Source organism: Paracoccus denitrificans (assembly GCF_900100045.1).
Classification (GTDB): Bacteria; Pseudomonadota; Alphaproteobacteria; order Rhodobacterales; family Rhodobacteraceae; genus Paracoccus; species Paracoccus denitrificans.
Map to the genome: position 1 here is coordinate 19401 of NZ_FNEA01000040.1, position 11261 is coordinate 30661.

Sequence of the window (11261 nt, forward strand, 5' to 3'; positions counted from 1 at the left end):
TGTCGTGACGATGCGCAGAGAGAAGCGCGGCAAGGCACCGGCGGCAAATGACAAACCCGTCAGCGCAAGAAGAGCAGCGCCATGCCCGCCACCGCGATCAGCGCCCCCGCCCATGAGGTCGCCGAGGGCCGCGCCCCGGTCATCGCCCAGAGCACCGGCAGGATCAGCACCGGCGACAGCGCCGAAAGCGTCGAGACGATACCGACCTTGCCGCCTTGCAGCGCGAACATCAGCAGCGTCATGCCGGTGACCATGGCGATCAGGCCGGAAAGCGCCGTCAGCACCATCACGCGCGGCGTGGGCCGGCCCAGTGGCTGGACCGCGCGGAGCGGCAGCGCCATCAGCAGGATCAGGCAGGCCACCGCCACGCCCACCCGCACCAGCGAGGCGACATAGGGGTCGAAGCCCGCAGCCATCACCGGCCGCGCGATCAGCGACCCCAGCGCCTGCCCCGCCGCCGCCATCAGCCCGAAGCCCGAGGCGATCCAGACCGAGCCCTGCACCGCCTCGAAACGATGCCCGCCCGAGCGCCCGGCCCGGCCCAGCACCGCCATGGCGACGCCCGCCGTCGAAAGCGCGACGCCCAGCACGGCCGGCAGCGAAAGCTCTTCGCCCAGCGCCAGCCAGCCCATCAGCGCGGCCATGGGCGCGTTCAGCGCGAACAACGCCCCCGAGCGCCTTGGCCCCAGCCGGATCAGCGCCACGTAAAGCAGCGTATCGCCCAGAAAGATGCCGATCACGCCCGAGAGCGACAGCCGCCACAGGTCCTCGGCCGAGATGCCCTGCCAGCGGCCGGTGGCGATCACGATCGCCGCCAGCATGACCGCGACCATGGCCTGGCGCAGCCGGTTGAAGCCAAAGGGCCCCAGCGCCTGCGCCGCCGATTGCGACAGGATGCCGGTGATCGCCCAGCAGGCCGCCGCGCCCAATGCGGCGAGTTCATGCACCGGCATCCGCGCCCTCTCTCCCCTCGTTCCCCATGCGGGATAGGCCGGCGATTGAACCCGCGCAAGGGATCGCGCGTTCAGCCGGCAGGTCACGGCAGAAAAGGAGAACGGCGATGATCGTGAATTCCGGTTCGGCGAAATGGGAAGGCGGGCTCAAGGACGGCAAGGGCGCGCTTTCCACCAAGTCCGGGGCACTGAGCAACCAGCCCTATGGCTTCAACACTCGCTTCGAGGGCCTGCCCGGCACCAACCCCGAGGAACTGATCGGCGCGGCCCATGCCGCCTGTTTCAGCATGGCGCTGTCGGCGATCCTGCAGGAGGCGGGGATCGGCAATGTCCGCATCGAGACCACCTCGGAAATCGGGCTGGCCAAGGAGGGCGACGGCTTTGCCATCAAGACGGCGCATCTGAACACCAGGGTCTGGGGCGACGGCGACAAGGCGGTGATCGAGGAATGCGCCCGCAAGGCCGAAAAGGGCTGCCCGGTCAGCAAGGTGCTGAATGCCGAGGTGACGATGGACGTGACGGTGGGGTAAGAGCGGCCATGCCATGCGGCGCGGCTGTGCGCCGCATGGCACCGATCATCGGCCCTTGCGGAATGCCGCTACCGTTCTCGACCTTCCCCCTTACGACTCGACCAGGAAGGACAGGCCGCCCCTTGAGTCCCAGAACTGGAACTTTGCCGAACGTGCCGGTGTCTTGACCGTAATCACCGCGTCGGAATGTGCCTGGACCGTGCCGCCGTTTCGGGCAGCGTAAGCGTCGGCAAGTGCCCTGAGCTCCGCCTTGCCGTTCGGCGCCTTGCCTTGCGACGAGGTCACCATGCAGCCGTTGCGGCGCGTATCGAATTGAACGCCGATGTCTTCGGCCTTCATGCCAATGCTGACCTTGAGCGTGCCGAGCGGCGGAATCGGGCTCGCCTTGTAATAAGCATTGGCAAGATCCACGCCATCCGGTTTGCCGCCAATACTGGCGATGCAGAACTGATCGAAGCGTTGGGCGGCAAGACTCATCGTGCTGGTATCCACCCGCGCCGCTGCGGGCGAAGGCGTAGCGGTCGGCGCTTCGCCGCAAGCCGCCAGCATCAGGGTCAGCGCAAATCCGGCAAGCAAGCGATTGCGATACATGAAACGACCTCACTGATTAAATAAAACAGACATAATAGCGGATTGGCGCGACATACAAGCCGCGGCGAAAGTGCCGGAACTCGGCAAAATGCCCATTGAGAAAGCCCGGCCCCTTCCGGGCGCACCACCGATCTTTGGCGATAAAGGTTTACACCATCATCTCTTTCGTCGCCGTCAGCTTCAGCTCGGGATGGTCGCGCTCGACGCGGTCGATGTCCCATTGCAGACGCGTGAGATAGACCAGATCGCCGTCATGGTCCTGCGCCATATGACCCTTGTTCGTATTGGCAAAGGTGTCGACCTTGTCCTTCGGACCCGAAACCCAGCGTGCGCTGGTGAATTGCGAGGATTCGAAACGCACCGGCAGGCCGTATTCCAGCTCGATGCGGCTGGCCAGCACCTCGAATTGCAGCGCACCCACCACGCCGACGATGAAGCCCGAGCCGATCATCGGCTTGAACACCTTGGCGGCGCCTTCTTCGGCGAATTGCATCAGTGCCTTTTCCAGATGCTTGGCCTTCATCGGGTCGCCCGCGCGCACGGTCTGCAGAAGCTCGGGCGCAAAGGAGGGGATGCCGGTGAAGCGCAGCGCCTCGCCCTCGGTCAGCGCGTCGCCGATGCGCAGCTGGCCGTGGTTGGGAATGCCGATGATGTCGCCCGCCCATGCCTCCTCGGCCAGTTCGCGGTCGGCGGCCAGGAACAGCACCGGATTCGACACCGCCATCGGTTTCTTCGACCGGACATGCAGCAGCTTCATTCCCCGCTCGAAATGTCCCGAGGCAAGACGGACAAAGGCCACCCGGTCGCGATGCTTGGGATCCATGTTGGCCTGGACCTTGAAGACGAAGCCGGTCACCGGCTTTTCCTCGGGCGCGATCTGGCGCTCGGCGGCGCTCTGCGGCTGCGGCTGGGGACCGAACTCGCCGATGCCGGTCATCAACTCCTTGACGCCGAAGCTGTTGATCGCAGAGCCGAACCAGATCGGCGTCATGTGCCCTTCCAGGAAGGACTTGCGGTCGAAGGCAGGCAGCAATTCGCGCGCCATTTCCAGTTCTTCGCGCAGCTTTTCCAGCAGGTCGGCGGGGATGTGCTCGGCCAGCTTGGGATCGTCCAGGCCGGAAATGCGGATCGACTCGGCCACCTTGTTGCGGTCGGCGCGGTCCATGATCTCCAGCCGGTCACCCAGCAGGTCATAGACACCGATGAAGTCGCGGCCCATGCCGATGGGCCAGCTGACCGGCGCCACGTCGATGGCCAGGTTCTCCTGGATCTCGTCGATGATCTCGAACGTGTCGCGGCTTTCGCGGTCCATCTTGTTGCAGAAGGTCAGGATCGGCAGGTCGCGCAGCCGGCAGACCTCGAACAGCTTGCGGGTCTGGCTCTCGACGCCCTTGGCGCCGTCGATGACCATGATCGCCGCGTCCACCGCCGTCAGCGTGCGATAGGTGTCCTCGGAGAAATCGCTGTGGCCGGGCGTGTCCACCAGGTTGAAGCGGTATTGCCCGAAATCGAAGCTCATGGCCGAGGCGGAGACCGAAATCCCCCGGTCCTGCTCCATCTTCATGAAGTCCGAGCGCGTGCGCCGCGCCTCACCCTTGGCGCGGACCTGCCCGGCCATCTGGATCGCGCCCCCGAACAGCAGGAACTTCTCGGTCAGCGTGGTCTTGCCCGCATCCGGGTGCGAGATGATCGCAAAGGTGCGGCGGCGGGCGATTTCGGGCGGAAGATCGGGACGGTTCATCATGCCCGGCCCTTTAGCGCGCGCCGCGCGCAGTCTCAAATGGAATCGAGGCTCGAATGGAATCGGGCCTCAGACGAATTGTTCGCGGATCAGCCGTTCCTCGAGCCCGTGGCCGGGGTCGAAGAGCAGGCAATGGCGGATGGAGTTCTCGGAGCGGATCTCGACCCAGAGCACCGAATCGACGCCCCGCGAATCGGCATCGGCCATCACCGGGCGCTTGTCGGGGTCGAGCACGTCGATGCGCACCGTCGCCGACTTGGGCAGGATCGCGCCGCGCCAGCGCCGCGGCCGGAACGGCGCGATGGCGGTCAGCGCCAGCACGTCCGAGCCCAGGGGCAGGATCGGCCCGTTCGCCGAATAGTTATAGGCGGTCGAACCGGCCGGAGTTGACAGCAGCATGCCGTCGCAGATCAGCTCCTCCATCCGCACGCGGCCGTTCACGCTGATGCGCAGCCGCGCCGCCTGCGGGCCGGCGCGCAGCATGCTGACCTCGTTGATGGCCAGCGCGCAATGCTCGTGCCCGTCGGTGGTGCCGGCGGTCATGGCCAGCGGATTGACCACGGTTTCCTCGGCCGCACGGATGCGGGCGGGCAGGTCGTCCTCGGAATAGGCGTTCATCAGGAAGCCCACGGTGCCCCGGTTCATGCCATAGACCGGCAGGCCGCGATTCTGGTGCATGACGCTCAGCATCAGCCCGTCGCCCCCCAGCGCCACGATCACCTCGGCCTCGCGGATCGGCACATGGCCGTAGCGCGCGGACAGCGATTCTGCGGCCGTCACGGCGGTTTCGGTGCTTGAGGCGATGAAATGCATCTTCATGCGGCCATCATGGCCAGCCGCCGAACGGAAGCAAGTCCCAGTGAACGCATGGAAGATCTACCGCCAAGGCGTCGCATCCGTCCTAGCGGGGCGCGAGGAAAGGCGCTAGAAGGCCGGCAAGCCGCTTTTTGCATGAGGACCAGATGACCGACACCGGATTCTTCACCGAGACGCTGGACAGCCGCGACCCCGACATTTTCGGCGCCATCCGCAAGGAACTCGGCCGCCAGCGCGACGAGATCGAGCTGATCGCATCGGAAAACATCGTCTCCAGGGCCGTGCTGGAAGCGCAGGGCTCGGTGCTGACCAACAAATATGCCGAGGGCTATCCGGGCAAACGCTATTACGGCGGCTGCCAATATGTCGACATCGTCGAGGAACTGGCGATCGAGCGTGCCAAGCAGCTGTTCGGCTGCGAATTCGCCAACGTCCAGCCGAACTCGGGCAGCCAGATGAACCAGGCGGTGTTCCTGGCGCTGCTGCAGCCGGGCGATACCTTCATGGGGCTGGACCTGAACTCGGGCGGGCACCTGACGCACGGCTCGCCGGTGAACATGTCGGGCAAATGGTTCAACGTCGTCAGCTACGGCGTGCGCCAGCAGGACCAGCTGCTGGACATGGACGAGATCCGAAAGAAGGCGCATGAGCACAAGCCCAAGCTGATCCTGGCCGGCGGCACCGCCTATTCGCGCGTCTGGGACTGGGCCGAATTCCGCAAGATCGCGGATGAGGTCGGCGCCTGGCTGATGGTGGACATGGCCCATATCGCGGGCCTGGTGGCCGGCGGCCAGCATCCCTCGCCGCTGCCGAATGCCCATGTCGTGACCACCACCACCCACAAGTCGCTGCGCGGCCCGCGCGGGGGCATGGTGCTGACCAACGACGCCGACATCGCGAAAAAGATCAACTCGGCCGTCTTCCCCGGCCTTCAGGGCGGCCCGCTGATGCATGTCATCGCCGCCAAGGCCGTGGCCTTCGGCGAGGCACTGCGTCCCGACTTCAAGGACTATGCCGCGCAAGTCGTCGCCAATGCGCGTGCCATGGCGGACGAGCTGATGAAGGGCGGCATCGACATCGTCTCGGGCGGCACCGACAACCACCTCTGCCTGGCCGACCTGCGCCCGAAAGGCGTGACCGGCAAGGCGACCGAGGCGGCGCTGGGTCGCGCCCATATCACCTGCAACAAGAACGGCGTGCCCTTCGACCCCGAAAAGCCCTTCGTGACCTCGGGCATCCGCCTGGGCGCCCCCGCCGGCACCACCCGCGGCTTCAAGGAGGACGAATTCCGCCAGATCGCCCGCTGGATCGTCGAGGTCGTCGACGGCCTTGCCGCCAATGGCGAGGAAGGCAATGCCGAGGTCGAGGCCCGCGTCAAGGCCGAGGTCGAGGCGCTTTGCGCCCGCTTCCCGCTCTATAACGGCCTGTAATCCCGGCGCGGTGCGGGTCCGGCCGGATCCGCGCCGCCCACCATCCTGCCCGACGCTTCGGGCGGTGCCTTGAGACAAGCAGAACCAGCCGTTGCGGCTCTGCTCAGAGCTTGGCGTGAGGAGTCAGGTGCAGGTCGAAGCGCGACCGCTCCGAACGGCCCGCGGCACCGATATTCCGGCGATTCCGGCCGTCGCGGGTGCAATTCCATGATGGCCGCATCCCGGGACAGTTCCTCGGAACCTATTGATCCAAAGAAATTCTCTTCTCGCCGCCGCTTTCGGCAAGCTCGACCGCTGCGCCCCTCCAGCCGCCAAACACTCCGTCGGTCCGGCACGGGTATGGACGCTGTTCCGATGCCCGGCTCACATCACGACGGAACCGGCTGCCGCGATTTTCTGGAATGCACGGCACCAGTTGGCTCCGGCACGGTGCATCCCCGTGACTGCCTTTCAGATCAATCCGCGCCGCATCATGATCCAGATGGCGACGGCCGCCAGCAGCAGCAGGCCGAACAGCACGCTTGCCGCGATACCGGCCGCCCCGCCCCGCAACCGCATCCCCTGCCCCAGCGGGCGCAGATAGGCCGTCAGCGCCTTGTATGCATGGTCCAGCTGCGCGAAATCCACCTGGCGGGCCAGTTTCGGCTGGCCGGCCTTGCGGTCGGCCTCGGCCAGGATGCGCGCCTCGCGTCGCAGCCGCCGCGGCAACGCCCCGCCGCGCTTGCGCAACATGCTTTCCAGATCGGCCTGCTGGCCGCGCCGCAAACCGCCAAAACGCGCCGCCATCAGGCTGGCCACCTCGTCGGCCATCGGCCTGATCCTTTCGATGCCCATCGCCCTCATCCCGTTTTCGCCAAGGCTAGCGCCTCTGGCGCCGCTTCGCCAGTGCCGCTAGGTTGCACCCATGATGCTGAACATGAACGTGACAGGAACAGATTCGGGTCAGCCGCCGGTTTTGCTGGCGCATGGGCTGTTCGGGTCGGGACGCAATCTGGGCGGCCTCGCCCGGCGGCTGGGCGAAAGCCGGCGCGTGATCTCGGTCGACATGCGCAACCATGGCGACAGCTTCCACGACCCCGATCACAGCTATGCGGCGCTGGCCGGCGATCTGGCCGAGGTGATCGCCGCAGAAGGCGGCCGGGCCGATGTGCTGGGCCATTCGATGGGCGGCAAGGCAGCGATGACCTTGGCGCTGACGCGGCCGGAAACGGTGCGCCGTCTCGTGGTCATGGACATCGCGCCCTATGCCTATGGCCATAGCCAGAGCAGCCATATCGACGCGATGGAGGCCGTGGACCTTGCCGGCCTTCGCCTGCGCTCGGAAGCCGACGCGCGGCTGGCCGAACATGTCGCCGATCCGGGCGTGCGCGCCTTTCTGCTGCAATCGCTGGACCTGAAGGCCGATCCGCCGCGCTGGAAGTTCAACCTGACCGCGTTGCGCGACCAGATGCCCCAACTGGTCGGCTGGCCGGAGACGCCCAAGGGCAGCTTTGCCGGCCCCGTGCTGTTCCTGGCCGGAGAAGACTCCGACTATTGCCGCAAACCGCAGGTCGAGGCGATCCGCGAGCATTTCCCCCAGGCCGAGATCCGCGTCATCCCCGGCGCGGGACATTGGCTGCATGCCGATCGCCCGGCCGAGGTCGCCGAAGTGGTGGCCGCATTCCTCGGCTGATCCGACTGTGCCGGCGGGGAGCGGTCAGGCCGCCCCGGCCCGCAGGACAGCGCAGCGACAGCCGCGCCTCTCCGGTATCGCCGGGGATGCGGCTGCGCAGGCTGTTTGCAATCACCGTGCAGCCGGTCGTCCGTTCGGCGGCGATCGCCATCAAGTCGGGCACCGGCGCACGCGCCCGCCGGCCGAGATAGCCAAGACGGATCACCTCGGCCCGGGAACCATCGTGGAGGACGACGAAACGAATCCCCTCCAGCGTGATGTCGTGCCGCACCGCACCGAAAAACTGCGGCGCAGGCGAGGCACAGGCTGAAAGGAACAGGACAAGCAGCAGAATCACAGGCATGCCGCCTGTCTAGCCGCCATCGGTTAAGAAACCCTTGACGTCTGGGAACCACGACCCGACGCAAGCGTTGACCCCCGAAACCAAAACCCTTGCAGGAGATTGAATATGCGTCGGATTCTTCGGGTTTCGCCCTTACTCGCACTGCTGACCCTGGCGGCCTGCCAGACGGTGCAAGGCGCCGGGCACGACCTGCAAAGCGCAGGACAGGCGATCAGTCGGGAAAGCCAGGAAGCCCAGGCAGGCATGTAGGCCGGAAAATCACGCCCCCGCGGCGCAATGCGCGCAAAGCGGCGTGTCGGGCAGCAAATCCAGCCGGGCCGGCAGGATGACATCCCCGCAACCGGCGCAAAAGCCGTAATCGCCACTGTCGATGCGCCTGAGGGCAGCGTCGATCCGGTTCAGTTCGGCTTGGTGGGCATGACCGAGAGCCTGGAGAACCTCGTCGTCTTCCTGCTCGATGGCCGCATCGTCCCAGTCCTGGGGCAAGGGATCGTCAAGCTGGTCCCGAATGTTGGCCAGATCGACAAGAAGGGCCTGGCGACGCGCTGTCAGCAGGGCCTTGCGGGCAACCGGATCCATGGATTTTCTCCTGTAAGCTGTCGCAATTTCTGACACGCCTGGACGGTGCTGCATTTGATTTGCGTCAATTTGTCACGGCATTTTTGGCAGTCCCCTTTCCGCGCAATCGGCCGAGATCCGCCGGCATCCTCTTCGTTTCGGGAAATTCCTTGCCGATCGGCGATGCAGCGGCGCGTCTCCGGCTTGAGCGGCTTGCAGGCTGGTTTAGGCTTTGCCGCCAATCGAGCAGAAAAACGAAAGGAAAGAGCATGCGTCGGATGGTGACGATCGGCCTGTGTCTGGCAGCGACGGCGGTCGCTGGCTGCGAGACGATGCAGGGCGCGGGACGCGACATGCAGACCGCCGGGCAATTGCTGAGCGATCAGGCCGCAAACAGCCAGGTGCAAATGGGACAGGCGGCCCCTGTGGCACCCGTCGACCCCTATGCGCCGCCGGCGGGGGCGCCGGCACCTTATTGAGCAGATAGCGCCGGACCAGGCGCTGCGCCGATCTTTTTCGGTGAGGACAGAGCATGGCATCCGTCCTCGCCCGTTCCCCCGCCCTGGGCCGGCTGTTCGCCCTGTTTAGTCGCGGTTTTCCCTTTGGTCGATTTTGGCGAGGGCGCGGTCGAGGGCTTCGGCCTCCGGTCCCAGCTCGGCCAGCAGGTCCGCCTGGAAGGCCTCGGCGATGCGGCCGAGCCGCGCCATCAGCGCCCGGCCCGCAGGCGTCAGCTCCAGCGCGACCAGCCGGCGGTCGGCCGCGTTGCCCGATTTCCGCACCAGCCCCGCCTCTTGCAGCCGCGAGGCGGCGCGGCTGACCATCGACTTGTCCAGATGCACCCGCGCCGTGATGTCGCGCACGCTCACCGCGCCGGAATGGGCCAGATGCGCCAGAACCCGCCATTCGGGCGTGCTCAGCCCCGCTTCGGCCTCGTAAAGCGCGGCAAAGCGGCGGCTCAGCCGCGCGGCCGCCACGGACAGGCGATAGGGCAGGAACCGGTCCAGATCGAATGACATGCGCTTCTCCTTGGCCGGCAGAACAGCAGAAAGCCGTTGCGCCTGCAATAAAGATCGGCCCGGATGCAGATCCGCATTGACATCGTTGCCATCGCAATGACATAATCGTTGCAACTGCAATGACACCGCAGGGAGGAGCCCCATGACCCAGCACGACCTGCCCCCCGGCATGACCCGCGCCGCCGTCGCCACCGGCACGCATCCGGGCTACATGCCCGGCTTCGGCAACGATTTCGAGACCGAGGCGCTGCCCGGCGCCCTGCCGCAGGGCCAGAACAGCCCGCAGAAATGCGAATACGGGCTTTATGCCGAGCAGCTGTCGGGCACCGCCTTCACCGCGCCGCGCGGCCAGAACGAGCGGACCTGGTGCTATCGCATCCGGCCCTCGGTCCGCCATACCGGCGATTTCGCGGCGATCGATCTGCCGCATTGGAAGACGGCGCCGAACCTGCGCGACGACATCGTCAGCCTGGGCCAGTATCGCTGGGACCCGATCCCGGTCCCGGAGGAGGAGCTGACCTGGATCACCGGCATGCGCAGCATGACCACGGCCGGCGACGTGAACATCCAGGTCGGCATGGCGTCGCATGTCTACCTGGTCACCCGCTCGATGCAGGACGAATATTTCTTCTCGGCCGACAGCGAGTTGCTGGTGGTCCCGCAAGAGGGCCGGCTGCGCTTCTGCACCGAGCTGGGGGTGATCGACCTGGAGCCGCGGGAAATCGCCATCCTGCCGCGCGGCCTGGTCTACCGCGTCGAGGTGCTGGAGGGCCCGGCCCGCGGCTTCGTCTGCGAGAATTACGGCCAGAAGTTCGACCTGCCGGGCCGCGGCCCGATCGGCGCCAATTGCCTGGCCAATCCGCGCGACTTCAAATGCCCGGTCGCCGCCTTCGAGGACCGCGAGGCGCGCTCGCGCGTGGTGATCAAGTGGTGCGGCCGGTTCCACGAGACCTGGATCGACCACAGCCCGCTGGACGTGGTGGCCTGGCACGGGAATTACTGCCCCTACAAATACGACCTGCGCACCTATTCGCCGGTGGGCGCGATCCTGTTCGACCATCCCGACCCGTCGATCTTCACCGTGCTGACCGCGCCCTCGGGCCAGGAGGGCACGGCGAATATCGACTTCGTGCTGTTCCGCGAGCGCTGGATGGTGGCCGAGCACAGCTTCCGCCCGCCCTGGTATCACAAGAACATCATGTCCGAGCTGATGGGCAACATCTACGGCATCTACGACGCCAAGCCGCAGGGCTTTGCGCCGGGCGGCATCAGCCTGCACAATTGCATGCTGCCGCACGGCCCGGACCGCGACGCCTTCGAGGGCGCCAGCAACGCCGATCTGAAGCCCGAGAAGCTGGAGGAGACCATGAGCTTCATGTTCGAGACCCGCTTTCCCCAGCACCTCACCGAATTCGCTGCGCGCGAGGCCCCGATGCAGAAGGACTATATCGAAGTCTGGAACCGGCTCGAGAAGAAGTTCGACGGAACGCCAGGCGTCAAGTGAGGCCCCAAGGTCGAAGGCCGAGGGCCGAGGGCCGAGAGCCGGGGATATTTGCACAAGAAAGAAGGAGGCCGGATGTGGCTCTATTGCGGTCCTGGCTCGAAAGCGCC

At 66.1% G+C, this 11261-nt stretch carries 13 protein-coding genes; 6 read left to right on the forward strand and 7 right to left on the reverse strand.

The features are described 5' to 3' along the window. Positions 1-59: 59 nt before the first annotated feature. On the reverse strand, positions 60-953 hold the full coding sequence (locus BLT64_RS22970; RefSeq protein ID WP_011747264.1) for a DMT family transporter: 894 nt from the start codon (positions 951-953) through the stop codon (positions 60-62). Between the two features lie 107 nt (positions 954-1060). Here BLT64_RS22970 and BLT64_RS22975 point away from each other — a divergent pair, with 107 nt between their 5' ends. Then, positions 1061-1483 carry an OsmC family protein gene (locus tag BLT64_RS22975; protein WP_011747263.1) on the forward strand — a complete coding sequence of 141 codons (423 nt, stop codon included), beginning with the start codon at positions 1061-1063 and terminating at the stop codon, positions 1481-1483. Positions 1484-1573: 90 nt separating this feature from the next. Here BLT64_RS22975 and BLT64_RS22980 read toward each other — a convergent pair whose 3' ends face one another. The 3 genes from BLT64_RS22980 to BLT64_RS22990 form a co-directional block, all read right to left on the reverse strand. Further along, positions 1574-2074 (reverse strand): hypothetical protein, encoded by a 501-nt coding sequence (locus tag BLT64_RS22980; RefSeq protein ID WP_011747262.1) that lies wholly within the window; start codon positions 2072-2074, stop codon positions 1574-1576. Between the two features lie 148 nt (positions 2075-2222). Continuing rightward, positions 2223-3818, reverse strand: a complete 1596-nt coding sequence (locus tag BLT64_RS22985; RefSeq protein ID WP_011747261.1) for a peptide chain release factor 3 — start codon at positions 3816-3818, stop codon at positions 2223-2225. Between the two features lie 66 nt (positions 3819-3884). After that, a complete protein-coding gene (locus tag BLT64_RS22990) occupies positions 3885-4634 on the reverse strand; it encodes an NAD kinase (RefSeq protein WP_011747260.1) in 750 nt (249 codons plus the stop codon). 143 nt (positions 4635-4777) lie between these two features. On the opposite strand from BLT64_RS22990, the gene glyA reads away from it, so the two are divergent. After that, complete coding sequence (glyA, locus tag BLT64_RS22995; RefSeq protein WP_011747259.1) at positions 4778-6061, forward strand: serine hydroxymethyltransferase; 1284 nt, start codon at positions 4778-4780, stop codon at positions 6059-6061. Between the two features lie 450 nt (positions 6062-6511). Here glyA and BLT64_RS23000 read toward each other — a convergent pair whose 3' ends face one another. Further along, positions 6512-6871: a hypothetical protein gene (locus tag BLT64_RS23000; protein ID WP_232290490.1), complete on the reverse strand. Its 360-nt coding sequence runs from the start codon at positions 6869-6871 to the stop codon at positions 6512-6514. 94 nt (positions 6872-6965) lie between these two features. Between BLT64_RS23000 and BLT64_RS23005 the strand changes: the two genes are divergently transcribed. Then, positions 6966-7733 (forward strand): alpha/beta fold hydrolase, encoded by a 768-nt coding sequence (locus BLT64_RS23005; protein ID WP_011747257.1) that lies wholly within the window; start codon positions 6966-6968, stop codon positions 7731-7733. A 448-nt stretch (positions 7734-8181) separates the two neighbouring features. Then, entirely contained in the window at positions 8182-8325 is a 144-nt protein-coding gene (locus BLT64_RS23015; protein WP_041529786.1) for an entericidin A/B family lipoprotein, read from the forward strand. Between the two features lie 9 nt (positions 8326-8334). Here BLT64_RS23015 and BLT64_RS23020 read toward each other — a convergent pair whose 3' ends face one another. Then, on the reverse strand, positions 8335-8655 hold the full coding sequence (locus BLT64_RS23020) for a TraR/DksA family transcriptional regulator (protein WP_011747255.1): 321 nt from the start codon (positions 8653-8655) through the stop codon (positions 8335-8337). A gap of 257 nt (positions 8656-8912) precedes the next feature. Here BLT64_RS23020 and BLT64_RS23025 point away from each other — a divergent pair, with 257 nt between their 5' ends. Beyond that, the gene (locus BLT64_RS23025) at positions 8913-9113 is read left to right on the forward strand and encodes an entericidin A/B family lipoprotein (protein ID WP_074810686.1); all 201 of its coding nucleotides are present in this window, start codon (positions 8913-8915) and stop codon (positions 9111-9113) included. 105 nt (positions 9114-9218) lie between these two features. Here BLT64_RS23025 and BLT64_RS23030 read toward each other — a convergent pair whose 3' ends face one another. Next, positions 9219-9650, reverse strand: coding sequence for a MarR family winged helix-turn-helix transcriptional regulator (locus tag BLT64_RS23030; RefSeq protein WP_011747253.1), 432 nt, complete (start codon positions 9648-9650; stop codon positions 9219-9221). A 142-nt stretch (positions 9651-9792) separates the two neighbouring features. Between BLT64_RS23030 and hmgA the strand changes: the two genes are divergently transcribed. After that, on the forward strand, positions 9793-11154 hold the full coding sequence (gene hmgA, locus BLT64_RS23035) for a homogentisate 1,2-dioxygenase (protein ID WP_011747252.1): 1362 nt from the start codon (positions 9793-9795) through the stop codon (positions 11152-11154). The last annotated feature ends 107 nt before the right edge of the window (positions 11155-11261 follow it).